This is a genomic window from Pantoea sp. GM_Pan_3, assembly GCF_026541045.1.
Lineage (GTDB): Bacteria > Pseudomonadota > Gammaproteobacteria > Enterobacterales > Enterobacteriaceae > Pantoea > Pantoea anthophila.
In genome coordinates this window covers 236,892-259,641 of sequence record NZ_JALNVA010000001.1, presented here as the reverse complement: position 1 = coordinate 259,641, position 22,750 = coordinate 236,892, and the positions used below count along the sequence as shown (strand labels likewise).

The window sequence follows — 22,750 nt, the reverse complement described above, 5'->3', positions numbered from 1 at the left end:
CGTCGCAAGTGAGCGTTTCCAGCTCCGGTTAAACCAATGACAGCCAGCTTTTTTTGATCTGATTACCGTCGAATTTCAGCGCAGTCTGTTTCGTTTTTTCGCTCATGGCATAGAGCAGCGCATCATCTGTCGCCAGCTGCTCCATTCGCGCCAGAAACGTGGCTTTGTCATTCATGGGCACCAGGAAACCATCTTCGCCGTGGTTGATGATCTCCTGAGGCCCGGTCGGGCAGTCGTAGGCAACGACCGGCAGTGACCAGGATTTGGCTTCGAGCAGCACCAGCGGTAATCCTTCATAGCGGGAGGTCATCAGCGCCATGTCGCTGTCGCGATAGTAGTCATTGATGTTGCTGACCTTGCCGACAAACTTCACGCTGTCCGTGATCCCCAGCACTGCCGCCTGATCGTGCAGCTGCTGACGCAGTTCACCATCACCGGCAATCACCAGCGTCCAGTCCGGGTGTTTTCTGGCAAAGTCACGCCAGATATCCAGCATCAGGTCAAACCCCTTCTGGTTATCCAGACGTCCGACGGCCAGCGCCTGACGGGAGCGGGTCTGGCGCTGATAGCCTTTGTAAACCACCGGATTGGGGATTTGCATGCTGGGAATGCGCCAGCGGCTGAACACCTGATGATCTTTGTCGGTCAGAACAATCACGCGGTCGTAGTAGCGCAGCAGCAGGAACTTGAGGAACTTAATCGGTTTGCTGAAGGAGTTAATGGCGATGTGTTCGCAGGCGTAGGCTTTGCCACGCTTCTTCTTCATCAGCAGCAGATTCCAGAAGGCGAACATTACGCTGAGGCGGCCCATGCTGATCAGGAAGACGGTGTCGAAACCCTCTTCATGGATTCGGGCAACCGCGCTTTTGATGGGGTTACTCTGCCCTTCAAAGCTGACAATCTCTTTGACATGCTCAAACGGGTAGAAGGTTTTTCCGCTGCCTTCCAGCGAGTAGATGGTGACGTCATGCGTTTCGCCAAGACATTCTGACATGAAGTTACAGATGTTCTCGGTGCCCGCATAGGAGTAAGCATCTTTGATCACCAGGACAATTTTTTTCATGAAACGCTATCCACCTCAAATTTTAAAGACAATCCTGCCGACGGGCTTAACGATGCTTAAGGGTAAACAGCACACCATTCACCATATACCAGGCGTAATAGTAATAGATTTTTAAAGGATTGTTTTTATAGATAATTCTTAATAATTCGAGGTGCCACTGGGCCGCTTTATTCTTATTACGTGAAAGGGAATCCCCTAACTCGTAATAGTTGACCAGAATCGTCTGAATTACGCGTGCCTGCTTGTAGCGGGTGAACAATTCATAGAGAAACAGGAAATCTTCGTGCCCTTTGCGCTGGAAGAAGAGTCCCTGAGGCGGGCGGCGGAAACAGACGGAAGAGAAGCAGACGCGATACTGCTTTTTCACGAAATTTTCCTGCTGCAGATAAGGTTTGCCGTAGGTGATGTCGTGCTCAGCTTTGCGTGTTTTGTAGTGATACTCGGTAATGACAAAATCATCACCGGCCTCAATGGCGGCCACCTGCTGAGTCAGCTTATCCGCATGCCATTCATCATCACTGTCGAGGAAGGCGATAATCTCTTCCGTGGCCGCACGCAGCCCGACGTTGCGGGTCTCTGCTGCGCCCATGTTGACCGCGTTGTCCAGAATGGTGATGCGCGGGTCCTGGCAGTGCTCACGCACAAACGCCAGCGAGTCGTCAGTGGATTTATCGTTGACCAGATAGAGGTGCCAGTCGGTATAGTGCTGGTTGATCACCGATTGCACGGCGCGTAATACCGTCTGACGGGCATTATACATAGGCATCACAATGCCAACGGTTCCAACAGAAGTCTTCATCTTCAACCCTGAATTAAATGAAAAGAGAGTGGCTCCTGATATCAGGAGCAGAGCGGGACGCGCCGCGCGTCAGGAGATCGCTTTCTCACCACCGAAACGTGCTCTGACCTTGTCTTTGACCCGGTTCATGAAATAGGCACGGTTATCTTTGTTAGTGAGGAAGAAGTAGCGGGCAAAGCTCAGGCTCGCCATCAGCGACTTGCCATCCATCTTGTAGCGCAGCGGCAGCTTAAAGGCTTTGTAGGTGTGGATATCACGCGGGGTCAGATGCGGCTTCATGGTATCAAGCCAGAACATCGAATATTTCACCGATTCGCCTTTGTGCTTGGAGCCAAATTTGGTGACCAGATGATAGTTCGCCAGCGGCGCGGCAATCATCACGAAGTCATAGCCCATGCGGTCGGCACGAATGCAGAAATCATAATCCTGATGGCGGATATAGCGGGTATCGAACTGAATTTTTGCCGCGTCTTCCCGCTTCAGCACGATGGTGCTGGTCTGGATAAAGCCGTAGCAGCCGAACAGATACTCGGCGACGGTTTCGTTTTTGCCGGGTGGCTGCATCGGCATCACTTTCAGGAACGATCCATCCTGATAGATATTGACCTGACTGAAGATGACAAATTTCTGTCTGCCCTGCCCCTCCAGCTGCGCGATTTTCTCGCTCACCTGCTGCAGTTTGTCAGCGGCCCACTCATCATCGGCGTCCAGGAAGCTGACATAGTCGCCGGTGGCCAGCTCAATGCCTTTGTTGCGCGCACCGGCACCGTTAAGTTTCACCTCAGAGAGCACCAGATTGATATCCAGCTCCTGATAGCGTTCGCTGCGAACAACGTCCGCCAGCGCGGCGGCATCCGCCGACTTATCATCAACGATGATGACCTCAAAATTGCGATACGTTTGAGCTTTAACGCAATCCAGCGTCGTGACAATCGATTCTGACGCGTTATAAGCCGGAATTACGATAGAGAAACGAATGTCCTTCATGGCCAGCACCTCATCAAAATAATTCAAAAATAAACAGTTCAGTCGACAACCGTCGAAGAAAAACCGGGGATCTGACAGGCGGCTGCCTCTCTGGAGAGTCCAGCCGCCCGGTAATCAGTGAATCAACCAAAACTCCCGCGCCACTTCATAGCCGGTCACCGCCTGCTTGGTTGAAATGGTGTTGTAGTAGAGGTAATAGAGCAGGAAGAACACCAGCATGCCAAACAGCGCGGGTTTCCATGACCGTCTGGCCTGATAAATCAGCGAGGTCAGGATGATCGGTTCAACCTGCTGCAGATAGTTAGACAGACGCGAACCGGATGGGAAGTTGTACAGGAAGATCCTGATCGCGCCGCCGATGGCAAAACTTAAAATCAGCAGATAGTTAAGACGATACTGGGCGTAATTTTCGCGCTTCAGTTCATCGGTCAGCATGAAATAGAAAAACACAAACACCAGCATAATGTTTTTCAGGTTCGACACCGCCAGGATACTGCCACCCATCGCATAAGAGGGGTCATTGTTATAGCCCGACGCCCTCTCACCCAGCGATCCCAGATGTCCGGCAATCAGGGCAATAAAGCTGGAACCGCCCACGACGGAGAGCGGCAGGCTGGCCACGATGATGATCACCGGCCACCAGCGCCAGTCACGAATAAACAGGAACGGCACCAGCGTCACGACCATGATCCCGGTGTTGTGACTGGTGAATGACAGCACGAAGAAGGCAAACGCCCACCAGTAGCGCTTGAGATAGATCGACCACAGGACGCCAAGGAACAGCGCCGAGCTCAGGCCAAAGCGAATCTGGTTGATGTCTTTGTTGATAAAGATGTGCGCCGAATAGAGCATCAGCGCCAGCACCGGATAGGGTGACATCTTCCGGAAAAAGTAAGTGTTAATGAAAACGGCAATCGCACAGAAGACAAACAGAAAGATGCTGGCGTTGTGCGAAAACAGGCTGGTCAGCCAGGCGATCGCAAAAATCAGCGGTTCATAACGGAAAAATGCGACGGTTTTAAAGAAGCCGTTAATCTCGATACGTCTGACAAAGTCTTCAAAGAAACTCCGATACTGGAAATCATCCATGCCGGTGCCGAGACCGCGAATCCCCCCGAAAACAATCAACAGTATGGCGGCCACACAGAGCAGCCAGGTCAGAATATGATTTGTGCGTTCGTCTTTTTTTAGCGCGATTTCAAACAGCGCAAGCAGCAGTAAAAAGCCTGATACATACCAATAGGGAGCCATGGTGTGATTCCTTAATTCCACAAGTTCTCATGCCAGCAATCATCCTGCTTCGCCTTCCCGGCCGGCTTTTCCGCGAGCCAGAGAGCACGATCACAAATGACGTGCGGGCGATGCCCTGCTGGAGATGAAGTCTGTTGAGTGACGCTCGCCATGCGATTTATCGTTTTATCGCTTTTCCGGGTCCGGACAGAATAACCTGTGTCAATTGATGCGTGTCGTCATTCAAAGGGACGATAAAAAGGGGCGGTCAGACCGCCCCCTGTTGCTTACTCAATGATCAGCTTTTGTTGGTCTTGCCGTAGTCGTAGGCGTAGTAGTCGTACCCATAGCCATACGCGTTGGCCGCTTTACGCACCACGGCGTTGAGGATCACACCTTTAATCTCAATACCGTTCTGGGCAAAGCGTTTGAAGCTGACGTCCACTTCTTTCGTGGTGTTGGCTTCGAAACGCGCCACCATCAGCGAGGTGCCTGCCAGCTTACCGATAATTGACGCATCGGTAACAGCCAGGATAGGTGGCGTATCGATTAATACCAGGTCGTAGTTCTTGCTCGCCCAGTCCAGCAGCTCACCCATGCGACGATGCATCAGCAGCTCAGACGGGTTCGGCGGCACCTGACCACGAGGCAGGAAGTCGAAACCGTATACACCCTGCTGAATCAGCGCCGGGCTGAACTCCGTTTTACCGGACAGGACGTTGGACAGGCCTGATTTGTTATCCGCGCCCAGCAGCTCGTGGGTGTAGCCACGACGCATGTCGCCATCGATGAACAGGACACGCTGGCCCGCTTTCGCGACCAGGGTCGCCAGGTTGGCACAGATAAAGGTTTTACCAATACCCGGGCTGGCGCCGGTGATCATCAGGATGTTGTTTTTCGCTTCCATCATGGCGAAGTGCAGGCTGGTACGCAGACTACGAATCGCTTCGATAGAGAGGTCGGTCGGGTTACCCAGCGCCAGCAGCGTTTCGTGCGGGTCGGTTTTCACCTTGCTGCCGCGACGCGCCAGGGCTTCGGTATCCTTTTTACGCTGCCAGTCTGACAGAGGCACGCTGGCATAGACATTCATGCCCAGCTCTTCCAGCTGATCCGGGTTCTCGATGCCGTGATGCAGCAGCGCTTTCAGCAGAACCAGACCGACCGACACGAACAGACCCAGAATCAGGCTTGCGGCGATGATCAGCATCTTCTTCGGTGCGACCGGCGCGTTTGCTGTCTGCGCGCTATCGATGATGCGGACATCACCCACGGTGCTCGCTTTACTGATGCCCAGCTCCTGCTGACGGTTCAGCAGCTGCATGTAGATCTCCTGACCAGACTGAACGTCACGGGTCAGACGCAGGATTTCCTGCTGAGTCTGAGGCATGCCAGAGATTTTCTTGTTCAGCTGAGCCTGCTCATTCTCCAGCGTTTTACGTTTTTCCAGCAGCGCACGGTAGGTCGGGTGATCTTTGGTGAACAGCTGAGAGACTTCCGCTTCACGGAAGGTCAGTTCGTTCAGCTGGCTCTGCACGCTGACAGAGGAGTCCAGGGCAGATTTCGCTTCCAGTGACAGGTCAACCGATTCGTTCTGACGACGGAAGGCGTTCAGTTTGTTTTCTGCATCATCCAGCTTGCTGCGAACGGCAGGCAGCTGAGTGCGCAGGAACTCCAGACTTTTCTCGGCCTGCTCAGACTTGCGCTCAACGTTCTGCAGCAGATAGTTGTTCACGATCTGATTCAGGACTTTACTGATCTGCTCCGGATCTTCACCCAGGTACTCCAGACCCAGCACGCCGGTATCTTTACCTTTGTCAGCCACGGTCAGGTTGGAGAGAACAGAACGGATCGCCTGCAGGTCGTTCAGCTTGGTGACGGTGAAGCTGGTGCCTTCGTCAGCATGGATCTCGCTGACCAGCATGGTGACGTCGCCGTGCGACTCCAGCTGACCGACTTTACCTTTAAACAGCTCATCACCATCTTTAGAAACGGTGTAGCTCTGCGGGCCGGTCACTTCCAGTTCCACGTTACGCTTGTCGATGGTGCGTGGGATTTCCAGGCGGGAAATCGCGATGCTGGCAGGTTTATTCCCCATCAGGCGCGACAGACCCTTACCGATAACCGGGAAGTAGTTCTGCTCAACCACGGTATCCAGACCCAGATCGTCAACCGTTTTGCCGATGACCATACGGGATTCGAGGATCTCGATTTCCGTATCAGACGCCGGTGTCGGTGGCAGAATGCTGTCAATTTCGTTCAGAACGGTGCTGGCGTTCTTCTGCTCAACCTGAACCAGCGCATCTGCGCTGTAAATCGGTGTCGCAAACAGTGTGTAGAGTGTTCCCGCCAGCATGAAAAAAGCGGTAACGGCAACAATGATCCAGCGATGATCAATTAGCTGTCCCACAAGATGCGCCAGATCCCATCCATTCGACTCCTCTCCCGGCGCGGTTCTGACCTTATTTTTTATATTCATGGATAATCCCAACTATCGGCTTAATACGTTGACCCACTTCTGGGTAGCGTTTTCCAGTAACCCGTAAATCTCTTCAAAGGCCTCACGGCTTTTTCGATACGGATCCGCAATTTCTTTCTGATTGAGCCAGTGCCCAAGCAGCATGGTTTTGCCACGCGCAGCGGGGTCGATGCGATTCACCTGTTCAATCTGTCGCTTTTCCATCACCAGAATCAGATCGGCCTGACGGCACATCTCGGCCGTCAGCTGCTGTGCCTGGTGACCGTCCAGCGACAGACCCTGAGCAGCGGCGACGTCAGAGGCTGTCTGGTCGGCCGGGTGGCCTACCAGCGCCCCCAGGCCAGCAGAGCGAACATCCAAATCGGGCAGCGCGCGTTTAAACAGGCGCTCTCCGGTGGGAGAGCGGCAGATATTGCCGACGCAAACGACTAACACGGACGTAATCATGGTCAGACCTTAGTTCGACCAGTTGCGGATACGCAGCGCGCTCTCGCTCACATCGTTGATACCCGCAATGGTTGGCAGTAATTGCGAGATCACACGGTTCCAGCGCGTCAGCGGTGTGGAGGTGACATAAACGATGTCGTAAGGCTGAAGCTGGAAATCGGTGCCCATCACCATGGATGCCGCATCTTTGGTGTTCAACTGATAGATGTTGGCAATCTTGCTGCGATCGGTACCGTGCAGTGGACGGATAACGAAGACACCGGTGGCGTCAGAGGTGGTCTGATCCATCCCGGCCGCATTGCCCAGCGCTTCCGCCAGCGTCATGCCGCTGCGGTCCATTTTCAGGGTCGCCTGCTGCTTCACTTCGCCCATGACGAAGATTTTCAGATCGTCATTACGTGGAACGTAGAGGATATCGCCCGGATAGAGGAGATGGTTCTGGCTCAGGTCGCCATTCTGCATCAGCGCCTGCAGAGAGACTCGCTGCTCACGACCGTTGTGCGTCAGCACGACGTTACGCCAGTCTGCATCGGCAGCCAGGCCGCCCGCGGCGTTAATCGCATCCAGAATCGTCAGCGGCACGTTGGTAATCGGCTGCTGGCCTGAGGTGGTGACAGAACCGGTCACGTAGGCTTTCTGTGATTTGAACGAGGCGATGCTGACATCAACCTGAGGACTTTCGATGTACTGTGCCAGGCGGCGGGCGACTTCGTTACGAACGTCGCCGACGGTACGGCCCGCGACACGCACACGACCGATGTAAGGATAGAAGATGGTGCCGTCTGAGTGTACCCAGTTGCCGGTGTCGCTGGCGCTACGATACTGACCGGCTGGGGTGGTCAGCTCCGGGTGATCCCAGACCGTGATGGTCAGGACATCGCCCACACCGATACGGTATTCGTAGTTCTGAATTTCGTTCTGGAGAGTCGGGTTCGCCTGGGCCACCAGTGGCTTAGGACGCATCTTCTCAACCAGTGAAGGGGTTAACGGAAAGACGTTGACGTATTTGTCGATGTCAAAGTTGCTATCCTGCTGCTCAATGACATCTTTTCCCGACGTAGAAAGGCGCTGACCTGGTTCGATCGTACACCCGCTGAGGAATGTGGCGGATACCAGCAAGGGTATCAATTTCATTTTGATTGTAATCATTTAGATCTTCGCTATCAGTTATTTATTGATAGAGGCGAAACCGCCGCTGTGTAAGCGTCCAACAAAAAAAGTAAATCCTGCCTGACTTAAGCTCTGAACCTGTCGTTCATTATCCTTGCTCCACTTGTTATACGTTGTCGCCATCTGTCAGGGCGAATCTGCGTGCCGTGCATCATAGTAGACCAATAATGCACGACGATATCCCTGACGATGGCGCCAACAACGACACGCCTGACAACGGCACAACACCTCTGAGTGCGCGTTAACGCACTCCTTTCGACTCATACTTAATACGCACCGTCACGTTTCAGGACGACACCCACTGTTTTGAACAGAATGGCGATGTCATTCCACAGTGACCAGTTTTTTACGTACCACGAGTCGAAATAGACGCGGGTTTCATAGTCAACATCATTACGACCGCTGACCTGCCACAATCCCGTCATGCCTGGCTTAGCCATCAGGTAATAATCAACATCACCAGCATAACGGCAGAGTTCATCTTCAATGACCGGACGAGGACCGACCAGGCTCATATCACCGCGCACCACATTCCAGAGCTGAGGTAACTCATCCAGACTGGTTTTACGAATGAAGTGGCCCACTTTAGTAATACGTGGATCATTTTTAAGTTTGAAATCTTTATCCCATTCCGCACGTGCGATCGGGTCAGTACGAAGGACCTCTTCCAGCACTTCTTTGGAATTAATCACCATCGAACGGAACTTCAGGCATTTAAATTTACGGCCATTCATTCCTACACGTTCGTGACCATAAATCGGCGGTCCACCATCACGGCCGACCAGGAAGCCGAGCACCAGCAGCGCAGGCATCAGCATCAGAATAATCGACAGCGCACCGACAATATCGAATGTCCGCTTCAGGAAGCGAGATGTGCGTTTCGCCAGGTTGTTCTGAACACGCAGAATCATCACTTCATGGCTGAAGATGTAGGCCATGTCGGTCCCGTAGAGCGGCACACCGCGCAGGGTCGGGATAACGGAGACGGAACGGCAGTTGTGCATCGCCAGCGATTTCAGCCACATATCGCGGTACTGACTCTGCTCAAACTCCACCGCCACGATGAACTGGGTTTCACTGCTGGCCAGATGCCAGAGTTCCTGCTCGTCGCGCAGCACCGGCACGCCATTCATGATCTCCTGCGGGCAGGTTCCATCAACGTCATAGAAGGCCACCACGTCAAAGCCCATCACCTCTTCGCTTTGCAGCGCCTGCCAGGCTTCGTGGGCATTTTTGCTGCTGCCAATAATAATGGTCTGTTTTTTCCACAAGCCATTTTTATTAAGCAGACGTTTTGCCAGGGCGCGACAGGTTGGAATGAAAATCAGCGCCAGTACCCAGGTCAGCAGCCAGACAAAACGCGACATCTGCCACTGCGACAGCGCGGTAATCGACAGGTCAATAACAGAAAATATAAGAATGGTACGAAAAACTTCTTTTAATTCGAACCAGAAAGGTTTGCGGTAAGTGTAGTGACGAAGTCTTACCCAGAACCAGCCGATGCAAATAATTGACAGACAAATGTGCGTGGCAATTTGTAGATTCATTTCTTTTTCAGAAATATCTGCCAGCGGCGAATCTGACTGAACATTAATTAGCATCATCGCTATAAATAAAGCTGCGTTGAAACAAATTAAATCTGAACAGGCCAGCGTTAATTTGGTAATAAGACTTTTAAACGTAAATTGTGTATCGCGCATATTTAACTCTTTATTTTATTTCCTTTAACCCGCAACGGCTATCGCCTGTTTAATCGCTGAACGATGAAGCCTCTTCAGACTGAGCCGTTTCTAAGGGGAGCTCCTGCGGCGTTTACGCCCATGATCTTAACCATAAATCCAATAATATTGTGATGAATACCAACAGATTACTCTGACTTTAATCACCGCCAGCGCTGCTCATTTTATCAACGAAAAACACGATTCAGGCACGCTACCGCCCTTGGCTGTCGCTGCCAATATCGCTGTCATCATTCATATTGCTCCCCATAATGCGTCAGCGTTACCGGAACGCATCATACAGACGTTCGCGCTCAAATTACGCAATCCGGACATTGCGATTAATGTCGAATCGGCACGCAAATTACGACTCTGGGGAAGAGTTTGCTAACTTGTTGCTATACTAGTTATTACTGGCTTGTTTACAAGCAGGTCCCACCATCCCTGGACTATTTTAGGAAAAAGACTACCAGCGATTAGTATTGAAGCCAGACAGGCAGTGCAATCCTTTCGTAATAATTCGGATTAATGCCATACTCCCGCTGCGATAAATCGCATAAGCCCCGCAGGTGAATATCGTTTTCACGGTGCAGAATGAGTAAGAATTATCTCCCCTCCCCTCTGCAGAGTTAATCAAACCGTCACACCGTTATGCTCATCTTTTGCACGATAAATCCGGGCTATCCGGCTGTAACGCCCCTGCCCTGCCATTTGTACCGGGCTTCGCACTCCACTATCATCAGAGAAAACGCAATTTAAAATATTCAGGTGAACACGAGATGCTGGACGTAATGGCGGATCCCTCGCTCTGGGCAGGATTAGTAACGCTAATCGTTCTGGAACTGGTTTTAGGTATCGACAATCTGATCTTCATCGCCATTCTGGTTGAAAAGCTTCCCGGGCCGCTTCGTGACCGGGCACGCGTGATCGGACTGCTGCTGGCGCTGCTGTGCCGGTTGCTGCTGCTGGCTTCGCTCTCCTGGCTGGTTACGCTGAAGGAACCCTGGGTTACGCTGGCGGGCCATCCCTTCAGTGCGCGCGATTTGCTGCTGCTGTCAGGCGGGATTTTCCTGCTATTTAAGGCCACAACAGAGTTGAATGCGCGGCTGGAAGGCCATGATGAAGAGAGCGGTCAACAAAAAGGCGGCGCTAAATTCTGGCCGGTGGTGGCGCAGATTGTGGTGCTGGACGCCATCTTTTCACTGGATGCCGTGATTACAGCCGTCGGGATGGTCAACGACCTGCCGGTCATGATGATTGCGGTCACCATTGCCATTCTGCTGATGCTGCTGGCCAGTAAGCCCTTAACCCGCTTTGTGAACAGCCATCCGACGATTGTCATCCTCTGCTTAAGCTTTTTACTGATGATTGGCTTCAGTCTGGTGGCGGAGGGCTTTGGCTTTGTGATCCCGAAAGGGTATCTCTACGCCGCGATTGGCTTCTCGGTAATTATTGAGGCGCTGAACCAGCTGGCTCACTTCAACCGCAGGCGGGTTCTCTCGGCGGGGCGCCCGCTGCGTCAACGAACGGCGGAGGCGGTGCTGCGACTGCTGCGTGGCGCGGCGGAACCGGCGGAGCTGGACGCAAAGACCTCGTCACTGATTGCAGACAGCGATGACAGCATGCTGTTTAACCGGCAGGAACGGGTGATGATTGCCCGGGTGCTGGGCCTGGGTCAGCGCCACGTCAACAGCATCATGACCTCGCGCCATGACGTCGAACATATCGATCTCAGTGACGACCCGGCAGAGATCATGTCACGCCTCGACCGCAATCAGCACACGCGAATCCTGATTACCGACCACTCCAGCGAACCGCTGGGTGTGGTTCACGTCATCGATCTGCTGCATCAGTCACTGCACAACGTGTCGCTCGACCTGCGCGCCCTGATCCGCCAGCCGCTGGTGTTTCCTGAACGCCTGACGCTGCTGCAGGCGCTGGAGCAGTTTCGCCAGGCGCACACGCACTTCGCCTTTGTGGTGGATGAGTTTGGTTCGGTGGAGGGCGTTGTCACCCTGAGTGATGTGATGGAAACCATCGCCGGCAATCTGCCGAACGAAGCCGGTGAAATCGACGCCCGTTACGATATTCAGATTCTGGCTGAAGGCCACTGGGTGGCTAACGGCCACATGCCACTGGAAGATCTGGCGCTCTATGTGAAGCTGCCGCTGGATGAACAGCGCGACTATCATACGCTGGCAGGATTACTGATGGATAAGCTGCAACACATCCCGCAGGCCGGCGATGCGCTGCAGCTGGGCGACTATCAGCTGAAAATCCTGCAGGTTGAAAACCACCGGGTTCAGAAGGTGGAGATCCTCTTCCAGCCCGCCGCTGATGATGAGGTGTAAGGCACTGCGCCCGTTACGGGCGCAGGATTTTCTTCAGGTTCTGTTTGTTCTCGTCATCTTTCTGACGATCGATCCACTGATTGAGCCGGGATTTCGCTTCACTCTGTAACCGGTCACGCAGCACGGCATCCACCGGCAGTGAATATTGCAGACTGTCCCAGTCGCCATACATACGCAGCGGAATCGGCTGAGCAGACAGCGTCTTCACCAGCGCGTCGTCACCCTGCCAGCCACTAATTTTCAGACCCAGCGTGACATCCAGCTGACGCTGCGCCAGATCCACCCTGCCCGCGCCCTGTAAGCCGAGATCCTGACCATTGCCTTCGATATCGCTGAAGCTGAGCACACCTTTATTCAGGGCGACCTGCGCACTGATCGACTCAATGCCTTCATCGGCCTTCTCTGTATTGCTGACTTTATCGCTCACCCGCGCCACGGCGCGCTGCACCATCTGCTGAAGGTTAATCTGAGCCAGCTTCAGGTTACTGGCGCTGATCGTCGCCCTGCCCTGCCAGCGACGTTTGGCCGCCTCGACATTCAGCGTGTCGCCGGCCAGTTCGCCATCAAGACTCAGATTGCCCTGCAGACTCTCCGGCAGCGCAAATGCCTTCAGCAGCGGCTGAATGGCAATCAGCCGGAGCTGGGGCTTCAGGGCCACCTGCGTCTCCGGCTGACGGATATCAATGCTGCCGGGGATCGAGAAGCTGCCATTGCCCAATTTGCCGCGCAGGGTGTTCAGGGTCATCAGCCCCTGCTGGTTGCTGGCATCGACGGTGAGGCCGGTGAGCGACAGTCCGCGCCAGACCGCACTGTCCGCCTGTAATTTCAGGGCCAGATCCATCTCGTTCAGCGGGGAATCGGCATTGCGGGTTTCACGCGGCGCAGCAATCACCGGCGACCGTGCGACGGTCGCGCGCTGCACGCCGGGCGTCTCGGCAACGGGGGCACCGTTCAGCAGATTATCGAGGTTCAGCGTGGTCGCTTTCAGATCCAGCGCCAGCCGTTGCGGCGGCGCAATATGGCCCTCACCCTGACCGGTCAGCGTGGTGTCATTAGCCGTGAGTTGCAGGTTGCTGAAGGCAAACTGCTGGCGGTCGCCATTCCATTCGCCCTGCAGGGTCAGCGAACCTTTAATGCCCTGAGGCGGGATATCGGCACCGGAAAGGGTGTAATCAAACTGCTGGAGCTGGCCGGTGAGACGATGAGGATACTGGGCGGCATCCAGCTGACCTTTGAGGGTGACAGTGGCGTTGCGCTGGTTGCGCATCAGCGTGGTGCTCAGCGCCAGCGTCGCCTGCTTGTTCGCGTCCTGCTCCATGTTCATGTTGAGGTCGCGAAAATTGTATTCGTCGCCGCCTGGCTGCTGCCAGATCAGCAGGCTGTCTGCCACCTGCAGTTTAGCGATGTCAAACGACCAGCCGCCGGAGGGAGCAACCGGATCGGCATCACGGGGTCCCTGGGGGGCATTTTTGCTCAGCCGGGCAGCGCTGTCTGGCGTGACGCGCACCACCGCATTTTTCAGCAACACCTGGCTGACGCTCAGCTGATGGGATAACAGCGGCCAGAGATCCACATCCAGCCGCATATTGTCGGCCGAGACCAGCGGCTGGCTGGCACCCGGCGCGGTCAGACTCATCCGGCCGGAGAGAATGCTCAGCTGCGGCCAGACGTGCCAGCGCAGATCGCTGCTGACCTGAAGCTGATAACCACTGCGTTGTTCGACCTGCTGCACCATATAGGCACGGAAGTCGTTGGGATTGACCAGCAGTACCAGCGCGCTCATTCCCGTTACGACCACCACTAACAGGATGGCCAGCGTGGTTATCACTCTTTTCATCAAATCCTCAGATCAGTCTTTGTCGATACGACTGGCGTCAGCGCCCTGCTGACCCCGATATTTGGCATCTTCACGACGGTTATAAGGGCGTGCAGCCGGGCCAGAAAGCGGCTCGAAACTCAGCGCGCCGATAAGCATACCGGGACGCAGCGCCAGCGGCAGTTTACCGGAATTGTAGAACTCCAGCACGATCCGGCCCTGCCAGCCGGGATCGATGCGGTGCGCCGTGACATGCACCATCAGTCCGAGCCGGGCCAGCGAAGAGCGACCATCCAGCCAGCCCACCAGATCGTCCGGCAGCGTCACCGACTCCAGCGTTACCGCCAGGGCCAGCTCACCCGGATGCAGGAAAAAGGCTTCGCCATCCGCCAGCACGATCTCATCGCTCATCACGCGATCCAGTGCCGCGCTCACTTCCTGTTTCGGGCCGCTCAGATCGATAAAGGCTGCGGTATGACCGCTGAAGGTACGGAACTGATTGCCCAGGCGCACATCGACCGTGGCGCCGTTGATGCGCTCGACCGGCGGACGCGGCTCAATCGCCAGCTTGCCGCTGTCCAGCCAGGCTTCGATATCGCGATCGCATAATCTCATTGCGGTAACTCCATGACATGAGTGTAGCAAACCGGCAGGCGTGCCTGCCGCCGGTCTGCCTCACGTCCTCAGGGACGTGAACTATTCAAAAAACTGGTTGATTTTCGCCTTGAGGATATCGATGGCGATACGGTTCTTCCCGCCGCGTGGCACGATGATATCCGCGTACTGCTTAGACGGTTCGATAAACTGCAGGAACATCGGACGCACGGTCTTCTGATACTGGCTCATTACCGAATCCATGGAGCGGCCACGCTCATTGACGTCACGTTTCATACGGCGCATCAGACAGATGTCGAGCGGCGTGTCCACGAAGATGGAGAAGTTGAGCTCCTGGCGCAGGCGCGCGTCGGTCAGCAGCAGGATCCCCTCAAGGATAATCACCTTCTTCGCCTTGAGGATCTGCGTTTCCTGGGTGCGGGTGTGCTCAACATAGCTATATACCGGCAGCTCAATATCCTGCCCGGCTTTGACGGCCTGCAGATGCTGCAGCAGTAAATCATGATCCATCGCGCTCGGATGGTCATAATTGGTTTTAACCCTCTCTTCCATGGTGAGGTGACTTTGATCTTTGTAATACGCATCTTCCGGGATAACCCCGATATGCTCGCCACCAACCTGATCACGGATTTCACGATAGAGCGTGCTGGCAATTAAACTTTTACCGGATGCGGAAGCGCCGGCAATGCCTACAATCACGCACTGATGGGACTTGTCAGTCATACTTTTTTAAGACCTGATAACTGGAGCCTGCCACTGGTCACACATTACGCGGGCAGCTGACGGGCCGAAATGGAGAGGGTGTGTTCGCGCTAAGTATAGGGATTTCGGCCTTTTGATGCCAGAGAAATGGCGTCTGCGACTTTTCAGACTTTCTCCTTTGGACGCCACTCATTTCACCGATAAACTAGTGTCACCCCCTACTCAGAAAAAAATGGCCTGCGCAGCGGGCCGTTCAGATAACCCGTGTCGCGAACGTGACGACCGAATGATGCATCAGGAGTTGTATGCACTGGAAGACTTTGACCTATTTTGGCGACAGCATGCTGTTGATTCCGACAGCGGTGATTATTGCGCTGATTCTGCCGTGGAAGAGTGATAACCGTCTTACGGTGTTTTACTGGATTGTGGCATTTGGCCTGGCCGGTCTGACCGTCAGCCTCTCTAAAATTCTGTTTCTGGGCTTTGGCATCGGCAGCGCCCGCTTCAACTTTACCGGCTTCAGCGGTCACAGCGCCATGTCTGCCACCCTGTGGCCAGTGATGCTGTGGCTAATCTCCGGGCGCTGGCCTGCGCTGCTGCGCGTGGCGGCGATTGGCGTTGGCTATCTGATCCCGCTGATGGTCGGTTTCTCCCGTCTCGTTATCCACGCACACTCGAAAAGTGAGGTGGCGACCGGTCTGCTGCTGGGCTTCACGCTGAGCACCGCGTTTCTGATCTCCCAGCGACGCACCGCGCTAAAGGGCTTCAGCTGGCCGCAAATCGGGGCCGCGCTGCTCGTGCCGTTTGTCCTGATGAGTCACGGTCGCGTTGCCACTACCCAGCAGTTTCTGGAGCGCTTCTCCGCCAGCCTGGCGGGTCTGGAAAAACCCTACACCCGGGCCGATCTTTTTCGCCAGTAATCAACAGGCTGCCCATCGATATTTCCCTGCCCGTCAATTCGCTGAATAACGGGCAAACTCGATTTCCTCCCTTTTTTCTTTGCCGAATGTGCTAGCATGCAGTCAGAGAATGACCGGTGCCTGATTCGCCATTGCGGAGCCCTGCACCCTGCCGGAAGTCTGCATGACGATTGAGATCTTTGCCCCGCAAAATAGCACACCTGGCCGCTGGCTCTCGGCCCTGCTCCTGGGCTGTGCGGTATTTGTCCTGACGCTGTTCTGTCTTGAACTGATCGTGGTGAGCGTGAAAATTTCACCGCTCTGGTTCCCGACCACCTTCATGACCATTGTGGTGTTTCGCTGCCCGTTACGTCAGCTGCCGCTGCTGCTGACGGCCTGCGTGCTTGGCACCGCAGCCGCTAATGCCATCGTCATCGGCCCTGCCCTCTCTAACATTAAATTCGCCCTGCTCAACCTGGTGCAGGCAGGCGTGGGCGGGATGCTGCTGCGCGCCCTGCTCGATCGGCGTGCGCCGCTGAATTCGCTGCACGACTGGGCACGGCTGGTGCTGTCGGTGGGCATTGTGACCCCGCTGCTCGGCGGGCTGATGGCGCTGTGGATGCTCAGGGTCAGCGGGCATGCGTCGTTTCCCTTCTTCTATACCTGGGTGATCTCTGAAATCATCGGCATGCTGGTGTTAGGCCCGATGTTACTGCTGATGCCATGGCCGCTGCGTCGCGCGCACTTCAGCGATCTGCGTCCGGCGGAGTGCGTGCTGACGCTGCTTATCACTTTAGGCGCCAGCTACCTGGCACTGCGTTTTATGCCGTGGCCCTTTACCTTTATCGTGGTGATCCTCTTCTGGTGCGCCGTTCGCCTGCCCAAGCTGCAGGCGTTTGTGCTGTTCTTCCTCAATGCCAGCTTTATCGCATTATTGCTGGCCTGTAACCTGGTCAGCGTGGTGAATAACAACACCGCGCTGGGCCCGGTTTCCAGCTGGTTACCCTTCCTGCTGGTCCTGATCCCCAGCCATATTATGTCGCTGGTGATGGATGCGTTCCGGCGCGAAAAGCTGCATATCACCGACAGTGAAACCCGTTTCCGTCATGCGATGGAGTACTCCGCGATCGGTATGGCGCTGGTCGCGCCGGAGGGTAACTGGCTGCAGGTGAACCGTTCGCTTTGCCAGATCCTGGGCTACCCGGCGGAGGAGCTGAAGCGGCTGACGTTTCAGCAGATTACCCATCCCGACGATCTGGCCCTCGACCTGCAGCATGTAAACCAGCTGCTGGAAGGTGAGATTGATACCTACACCTTTGAAAAACGCTATTTCCGCAAGGATGGCGAGATCGTCTGGGCGCGGCTGACGGTGTCGCTGGTGCGTGACGGCGACACGGCACCGCTCTATTTTATTGCGCAGATCATCGACATCTCCGAGCTGAAAAAGAGCGAGCAGGTAAACCGGCGCCTGATGGAGCGCATCACGCTGGCGAATGAGGCGGGCGGCATCGGCGTCTGGGAGTGGAACCTGCTGACCGGCGAGATGCTGTGGGACAAGCGCATGTACGCCCTGTTTGGTCTGGCTCCGCACGAGTCGCCCAGTTATGACCTCTGGCTCCATCTGCTGCATACCGCCGATCGCGAATATGCCGCATTGACGGTGCAGCAGGCGATAGAGCTGCGCAGTGCGTTCCATATGGAGTATCGCATCGTGGACGCGCAGGGTCAGCGCTGGATCCGCACGCAGGCGAACCGGCAGCTGAGTAAAGAGGGCCGTATCGAGCGTATGCTCGGCATCTGTCAGGACATTACGCCGCTGCGCGATCTTAATGAAGCGCTGTTTCAGGAGAAAGAGCGCATGGCGATCACCCTGGACTCGATCGGCGAGGCGGTGATCAGTACCGATGAAGCGATGCGCGTAGCCTTTATGAATCCGGTGGCAGAGAAGATGAGCGGCTGGTCTCAGGAGCAGGCCGCCGGCAAGCCGCTGAGCGAGCTGCTGCACATCACCCAGGGACAGACCGGCCCTGAGGTGGAGAATCTGCTACTGTGCCAGTTACCGCCGGAAAAAATCACCCCCGACCTGGATGAAGATCTGGTGCTGCACACCCCGGATGGCGGCCATATCGATATTCACTACAGCATTACGCCACTGCGCTCCGAGGCGGGTCTTGAACAGGGCGCGGTGATGGTTATTCAGGATGTGAGCGAGTCGCGAAAACTGATGAAGCGCCTGAGCTACAGCGCGCTGCATGACACCCTGACACGTCTGCCTAACCGGGCCAGTTTTGAGCTGCAGCTTAAGCGACTGCTGTTTGACGCGGCTGAACATCATCATCAGCACGTGCTGGTGTTCATCGACCTGGATAAGTTTAAAGCGGTCAATGACAGCGCCGGCCATGCTGCGGGCGATGCGTTACTGCGGGAACTTTCAGAGCTGATGCAGCACCATCTGCGCAGCAGTGATTTCCTGGCCCGACTGGGCGGCGATGAGTTTGCCCTGCTGATGGCCGACTGTCAGGTCGACCAGGCGCGTGACGTGGTGCAGCGGATTGTGGCCGCCGTAAACGACTATCGTTTCCAGTGGCAGGAACGCCGCTATCAGGTGGGGGCGAGCGCGGGCGTCACACAGATTTCCGCCGACAACTGCGTCAGCGGTGATGTGCTGTCGCAGGCAGACATCGCCTGCTACAACGCCAAACGCAGCGGGCGCGGACGGCTGGTCGTCTTTGAACAGCACCGCCTGCCGCTGCCGGGCAACCCTCAGGGAGTAGATGCTGCGATGATTGATGCGCTGCAAATTGAGCTGCCCGCCTGGGCTGTCGCCCCACCCAAAACGCCTCAGTCAGCCTTTATCTGGCTGCTGGAGGTCCAGCTATTGACTGCGGAGGGGATACTGGTGGATGAAACCCTGCTGCGTCATAACCTGCCGGATGAAACGCTGCGTCGCCGGCTCGATAGCAATATCATCGAGGCCTTTTTCCGCCAGGACGTCGGGACGCTGAATAAAAAAGGGATCCCGGTGATCCTGCCGCTGAGTGAAGAGCTGCTCGGTGACGCCGCTTTTGTGCAGCAACTCTGTCAGCGCTTTGTCGCCGCAGGTCTCGCCAGCAGCCGCTGTGGTTTTGCTTTTCCGGCCGCCAGCGTACTGAGTAAAAGCGATCGGTTCTATACCGCGCTGCTGCAGCTGCGTGAGTGTGGCTGTCGCATCGCGCTACACCATTTTGGCCGCAATCTGGACGCCTTTAATCTGCTGAGTGACGAAGTGGTCGATTACCTGGTGCTGGCACCGGAACTGGTTGCGAACGCCCACACCAGCCTGATGGATGAGATGCTGCTGACCATCATTCAGGGCCAGGCAACGCAGCGCCATATTTCGGTGCTGGCGGGTCCGGTTTCCGTTCCGGCGGTGCTTAGCACGCTGGCTGATCTTGACGTCGATGGCGTCTGGGGCAGCGCGGTAACCGAGCGTCAGCCGCTCCGTTCCCTGGCGGAAGATCGCCTCTTTGCTATCCGCTGATTCCCGCGCTGGCCGCTTGCCACCCTGCTGAAGCTGCGCTAAAGTCGCCCCCTTTTTTCCGGCATGGGGGCGAAAATGTTCATAGGATTCGATTACGGCACGGCTAACTGCTCCATTGCAGTGAGCGAAAATGGCTCGCCGCGTTTGTTAACGCTGGAAAATGGTCAGCGTCTGCTGCCGTCAATGATCTGTGCACCGACCCGCGAGTCGGTCAGCGAATGGCTCTATCGCCATCATCAGGTGGCAACCCCTGACAGTGAAACCACCGCGCTGCTGCAGCGCGCGCTGCGTTACAACCGCGAAGAGGATATTGAGGTTCAGCCCGGCAGCGTGCAATTTGGTCTGACCGCCCTGCAGCACTACATGGTCGATCCCGAAGATGTCTGGTTCGTTAAATCCCCCAAATCCTTTCTGGGTGCCAGTGGCCTGAAGCCACAGCAGATCGCCCTGTTTGAAGATCTGGTCTGCGCCATGATGCTGCACATCCGCCAGCAGGGTGAAAGCCAGCTCGGGCAGACCCTCGATCAGGCGGTGATCGGTCGCCCTGTCAACTTCCAGGGGCTGGGCAGCGATGAGTCGAACCAGCAGGCAGAGGGTATCCTGCTGCGTGCCGCCCACCGCGCCGGATTCCGTGACGTTGAGTTTCAGTTTGAACCCGTCGCCGCCGGACTCGATTTCGAAGCGACCCTGCAGCAGGAGACGCGGGTACTGGTGGTGGATATCGGCGGCGGCACCACCGACTGCTCGATGTTGCTGATGGGCCCACAATGGCGCAACAGAGCCGACCGTCGTGAAAGCCTGCTGGGCCACAGTGGCTGTCGCGTCGGGGGTAACGATCTGGATATCATGCTGGCCTTTAAGACGCTGATGCCGCTGCTGGGTCTGGGCGGCAACACTCAGAAGGGCACCGCCCTGCCCGCGCTGCCGTGGTGGAACGCGATTGCCATCAATGATGTGCCGGCGCAGAGCGACTTTTACAGCGCCGCCTGTGGGAAATGGCTGCGGGATTTAGTGCGTGACGCAGAACAGGGTGACATCGTGGCGCGTCTGCTGAAAGTGTGGCAGCAGAAGCTGAGTTACCGTTTAGTGCGCGCGGCGGAAGAGAGCAAGATTGCGCTGTCAGACGCCCCGGTGCATACCGCCTCACTCGACTTCGTGGCCGCCGCGCTGCAGACAGACGTGAGCGTGGGTCAGCTGCAGGAGGCGATCAGTCAGCCGCTGGAGAAAATTCTTGAGCAGGTGCAGCTCGCCTTAGCCACCAGCCAGATTAAGCCTGATGTCATTTACCTGACCGGCGGCAGTGCGCGTTCGCCTCTGCTGCGCGCGGCGCTGCAGCAGACGCTGCCCGACACGCCGATTGCCGGTGGCGATGATTTCGCCTCGGTCACGGCCGGTCTGGCCCGCTGGGCAGAAGTGTTGTTCCGCTAGGCTGGCACTGTAATACTAAAAACGGCACCTGAGGGTGCCGTTTTTTTTGCGGGTAACGCTGCCCCCACTGGCTCATTACCACAGATCCATTGCTCTGCCCGCGCCGTTCAGGGAAAAGCCTGAACCGGACGCTCTCTTACGGCAGGAACCCTCATTTCTGTTTTCAGCGATCTGCCACACGGACACGCTATTGCAACGTCGTTTAGCCTGTCACAGGAAGCGTTTATCTGTAAGGTCGCTTCGTTTTACCTGTTAAGCCACTATTGCTGGAGCTGTGTGTTCACAGCGAACGCTCCCTCTCCTTCACAGTGGTCCGGCGATCCCGTGTCAGAGAACATCAGACCGCTATAAATAGATAACGTATGGAGAGACTCAGGATGAGTAATCGGTCAGACATTATTGAAGGCGCTCAGGCACCTTATGCAAACAGGGGGCTGGTTTATACCGAAGTGCTGGGCTGGGTCGATCTAGGCCACGCGCAGGGTACAGATATTCGGGAGCTGTTGAGGTTAATCACGCAGGGTGAGTCCTCAGGAAAGCACTATTATGAGGTCAGATATTCGCAGGGCATGAGCGGAATCCGGGGCCAGTTTCGATCAGGAAAGATGACCACCTGGCAGATCCGACATGGCCGGCCTGGCTGGGAGCAAAAAAGTATCGCGCTGGCGATGATGATGAGCATAGCTCGAAAATTCGAGGATTTTCAGAGCGCGTTTCCCTATCACCTTGTTACTGACAGCGGTTTTAGTGGCGAAGACCTGGTCTCAGACCTGCTGGGTTTTTATCGTGTCGTGTCGATCCAAAACCCCTTTGAAATGCTACGTCCGGTGAGTAAAAATGAAGCGCTGAAACGCTGGGATTACTACGGTAACATCGGTCGCTGGAAAAATGAGACCTTCAGGCCCTTGTTGTTCCCGGACCCGGAGAAATTTCCTCATTCATCTCCCCGGAGGGGAGTGCTTCCCGCCTTCATGCGCACGGTGATTCCCTATCACGATTTTTTGTCTGGAAACGTCATTTTGCCCCGGCACGATAAAACATTCATGATTTTAGGCTCAGTTGAAAGCAGGATGGGATTATGAGAAGAGGCAGCGCCGTTCTGATGAGCGTCCTTGTCATGGGGATGGTTGTGGTGGCGATGGGATGGCCCTATGTAAGGATGGCTTTTGCCAGTAGCGCTCATTATTCCCAGCAGGATAAGCGCCAGTACAACTATTACACGCCCGATTTACTGAAAGAGATGCCTCGCCTTTCTGACAATTACGAATTCAGCTACAGCAATATCAGTGGTCCACAGGCTTTTGTTTATGGTCTTCAGTTTAAGGGTACAACCGATACCAGCAGAATCCGTGACTATCTGCTCTCCAGAGGATATGAAAAACAAAAGCAGTGCCAGACCAAAGCTGAATGCTGGCGATCCTCACAAAATCAGGACGTTGTTTCATTTTACAGTCTGGCTGAGTTAAACCTGGTGAGTGTTGAACTCTATCGACGCGGACATAATGAGTAAAACGTCAGAAGATAAAAAC

At 55.4% G+C, this 22,750-nt stretch carries 17 protein-coding genes; 6 read left to right on the top strand and 11 right to left on the bottom strand.

Annotated features, from left to right (window positions below; genetic code table 11):
• Nucleotides 1–28 precede the first annotated feature (28 nt).
• The 8 genes from OXR04_RS01045 to wbaP form a co-directional block, all read right to left on the bottom strand.
• Complete coding sequence (locus OXR04_RS01045) at nucleotides 29–1,063, bottom strand: glycosyltransferase (protein ID WP_009089262.1); 1,035 nt, start codon at nucleotides 1,061–1,063, stop codon at nucleotides 29–31.
• A gap of 46 nt (nucleotides 1,064–1,109) precedes the next feature.
• The gene (locus tag OXR04_RS01040) at nucleotides 1,110–1,862 is read right to left on the bottom strand and encodes a glycosyltransferase family 2 protein (RefSeq protein ID WP_046102193.1); all 753 of its coding nucleotides are present in this window, start codon (nucleotides 1,860–1,862) and stop codon (nucleotides 1,110–1,112) included.
• Between the two features lie 69 nt (nucleotides 1,863–1,931).
• Nucleotides 1,932–2,849, bottom strand: a complete 918-nt coding sequence (locus tag OXR04_RS01035; protein WP_009089259.1) for a glycosyltransferase family 2 protein — start codon at nucleotides 2,847–2,849, stop codon at nucleotides 1,932–1,934.
• Nucleotides 2,850–2,963: 114 nt separating this feature from the next.
• Nucleotides 2,964–4,100, bottom strand: a complete 1,137-nt coding sequence (locus OXR04_RS01030; RefSeq protein WP_009089257.1) for an EpsG family protein — start codon at nucleotides 4,098–4,100, stop codon at nucleotides 2,964–2,966.
• Between the two features lie 277 nt (nucleotides 4,101–4,377).
• Nucleotides 4,378–6,555, bottom strand: coding sequence for a tyrosine-protein kinase Wzc (gene wzc / locus OXR04_RS01025; RefSeq protein WP_009089255.1), 2,178 nt, complete (start codon nucleotides 6,553–6,555; stop codon nucleotides 4,378–4,380).
• Between the two features lie 12 nt (nucleotides 6,556–6,567).
• Nucleotides 6,568–7,002 carry a protein-tyrosine-phosphatase gene (locus OXR04_RS01020; RefSeq protein ID WP_009089253.1) on the bottom strand — a complete coding sequence of 145 codons (435 nt, stop codon included), beginning with the start codon at nucleotides 7,000–7,002 and terminating at the stop codon, nucleotides 6,568–6,570.
• 9 nt (nucleotides 7,003–7,011) lie between these two features.
• Nucleotides 7,012–8,151 (bottom strand): polysaccharide export protein, encoded by a 1,140-nt coding sequence (locus OXR04_RS01015; RefSeq protein ID WP_009089251.1) that lies wholly within the window; start codon nucleotides 8,149–8,151, stop codon nucleotides 7,012–7,014.
• A 287-nt stretch (nucleotides 8,152–8,438) separates the two neighbouring features.
• Complete coding sequence (wbaP, locus tag OXR04_RS01010) at nucleotides 8,439–9,872, bottom strand: undecaprenyl-phosphate galactose phosphotransferase WbaP (RefSeq protein WP_009089249.1); 1,434 nt, start codon at nucleotides 9,870–9,872, stop codon at nucleotides 8,439–8,441.
• Between the two features lie 797 nt (nucleotides 9,873–10,669).
• Between wbaP and OXR04_RS01005 the strand changes: the two genes are divergently transcribed.
• Nucleotides 10,670–12,241 carry a TerC family protein gene (locus OXR04_RS01005; RefSeq protein ID WP_267371599.1) on the top strand — a complete coding sequence of 524 codons (1,572 nt, stop codon included), beginning with the start codon at nucleotides 10,670–10,672 and terminating at the stop codon, nucleotides 12,239–12,241.
• Nucleotides 12,242–12,254: 13 nt separating this feature from the next.
• Here OXR04_RS01005 and asmA read toward each other — a convergent pair whose 3' ends face one another.
• From asmA to udk, 3 genes are all read right to left on the bottom strand, one after another.
• Entirely contained in the window at nucleotides 12,255–14,078 is a 1,824-nt protein-coding gene (gene asmA, locus OXR04_RS01000) for an outer membrane assembly protein AsmA (protein ID WP_058956687.1), read from the bottom strand.
• A 12-nt stretch (nucleotides 14,079–14,090) separates the two neighbouring features.
• Complete coding sequence (gene dcd, locus OXR04_RS00995) at nucleotides 14,091–14,672, bottom strand: dCTP deaminase (protein ID WP_009089244.1); 582 nt, start codon at nucleotides 14,670–14,672, stop codon at nucleotides 14,091–14,093.
• Between the two features lie 81 nt (nucleotides 14,673–14,753).
• On the bottom strand, nucleotides 14,754–15,395 hold the full coding sequence (udk, locus tag OXR04_RS00990; protein WP_009089240.1) for a uridine kinase: 642 nt from the start codon (nucleotides 15,393–15,395) through the stop codon (nucleotides 14,754–14,756).
• Nucleotides 15,396–15,679: 284 nt separating this feature from the next.
• Between udk and OXR04_RS00985 the strand changes: the two genes are divergently transcribed.
• The 5 genes from OXR04_RS00985 (at nucleotide 15,680) to OXR04_RS00965 (ending at nucleotide 22,731) form a co-directional block, all read left to right on the top strand.
• Entirely contained in the window at nucleotides 15,680–16,294 is a 615-nt protein-coding gene (locus tag OXR04_RS00985) for a phosphatase PAP2 family protein (RefSeq protein ID WP_009089238.1), read from the top strand.
• Between the two features lie 163 nt (nucleotides 16,295–16,457).
• A complete protein-coding gene (locus OXR04_RS00980; RefSeq protein WP_267371604.1) occupies nucleotides 16,458–19,793 on the top strand; it encodes a diguanylate cyclase in 3,336 nt (1,111 codons plus the stop codon).
• Between the two features lie 75 nt (nucleotides 19,794–19,868).
• Nucleotides 19,869–21,221, top strand: coding sequence for a molecular chaperone (gene yegD, locus OXR04_RS00975; RefSeq protein WP_111208251.1), 1,353 nt, complete (start codon nucleotides 19,869–19,871; stop codon nucleotides 21,219–21,221).
• 377 nt (nucleotides 21,222–21,598) lie between these two features.
• Nucleotides 21,599–22,303: a hypothetical protein gene (locus OXR04_RS00970; protein WP_140029038.1), complete on the top strand. Its 705-nt coding sequence runs from the start codon at nucleotides 21,599–21,601 to the stop codon at nucleotides 22,301–22,303.
• Nucleotides 22,300–22,731, top strand: coding sequence for a hypothetical protein (locus OXR04_RS00965; RefSeq protein ID WP_267371607.1), 432 nt, complete (start codon nucleotides 22,300–22,302; stop codon nucleotides 22,729–22,731). Before OXR04_RS00970 ends, OXR04_RS00965 begins: the two co-directional genes overlap by 4 nt.
• The last annotated feature ends 19 nt before the right edge of the window (nucleotides 22,732–22,750 follow it).

What these genes read in the sequence shown, in the direction of transcription:
- OXR04_RS01015 (WP_009089251.1), bottom strand. Translation starts at nt 8,151, where the DNA reads ATGATTACAATCAAAATGAAATTGATACCCTTGCTGGTATCCGCCACA.
- wbaP (WP_009089249.1), bottom strand. Translation starts at nt 9,872, where the DNA reads ATGCGCGATACACAATTTACGTTTAAAAGTCTTATTACCAAATTAACG.
- yegD (WP_111208251.1), top strand. Translation starts at nt 19,869, where the DNA reads ATGTTCATAGGATTCGATTACGGCACGGCTAACTGCTCCATTGCAGTG.
- asmA (WP_058956687.1), bottom strand. Translation starts at nt 14,078, where the DNA reads ATGAAAAGAGTGATAACCACGCTGGCCATCCTGTTAGTGGTGGTCGTA.
- OXR04_RS01005 (WP_267371599.1), top strand. Translation starts at nt 10,670, where the DNA reads ATGCTGGACGTAATGGCGGATCCCTCGCTCTGGGCAGGATTAGTAACG.
- OXR04_RS00980 (WP_267371604.1), top strand. Translation starts at nt 16,458, where the DNA reads ATGACGATTGAGATCTTTGCCCCGCAAAATAGCACACCTGGCCGCTGG.
- OXR04_RS01040 (WP_046102193.1), bottom strand. Translation starts at nt 1,862, where the DNA reads ATGAAGACTTCTGTTGGAACCGTTGGCATTGTGATGCCTATGTATAAT.
- udk (WP_009089240.1), bottom strand. Translation starts at nt 15,395, where the DNA reads ATGACTGACAAGTCCCATCAGTGCGTGATTGTAGGCATTGCCGGCGCT.
- dcd (WP_009089244.1), bottom strand. Translation starts at nt 14,672, where the DNA reads ATGAGATTATGCGATCGCGATATCGAAGCCTGGCTGGACAGCGGCAAG.
- OXR04_RS01035 (WP_009089259.1), bottom strand. Translation starts at nt 2,849, where the DNA reads ATGAAGGACATTCGTTTCTCTATCGTAATTCCGGCTTATAACGCGTCA.
- OXR04_RS00985 (WP_009089238.1), top strand. Translation starts at nt 15,680, where the DNA reads ATGCACTGGAAGACTTTGACCTATTTTGGCGACAGCATGCTGTTGATT.
- wzc (WP_009089255.1), bottom strand. Translation starts at nt 6,555, where the DNA reads ATGAATATAAAAAATAAGGTCAGAACCGCGCCGGGAGAGGAGTCGAAT.
- OXR04_RS00965 (WP_267371607.1), top strand. Translation starts at nt 22,300, where the DNA reads ATGAGAAGAGGCAGCGCCGTTCTGATGAGCGTCCTTGTCATGGGGATG.
- OXR04_RS01045 (WP_009089262.1), bottom strand. Translation starts at nt 1,063, where the DNA reads ATGAAAAAAATTGTCCTGGTGATCAAAGATGCTTACTCCTATGCGGGC.
- OXR04_RS01020 (WP_009089253.1), bottom strand. Translation starts at nt 7,002, where the DNA reads ATGATTACGTCCGTGTTAGTCGTTTGCGTCGGCAATATCTGCCGCTCT.
- OXR04_RS00970 (WP_140029038.1), top strand. Translation starts at nt 21,599, where the DNA reads ATGAGTAATCGGTCAGACATTATTGAAGGCGCTCAGGCACCTTATGCA.
- OXR04_RS01030 (WP_009089257.1), bottom strand. Translation starts at nt 4,100, where the DNA reads ATGGCTCCCTATTGGTATGTATCAGGCTTTTTACTGCTGCTTGCGCTG.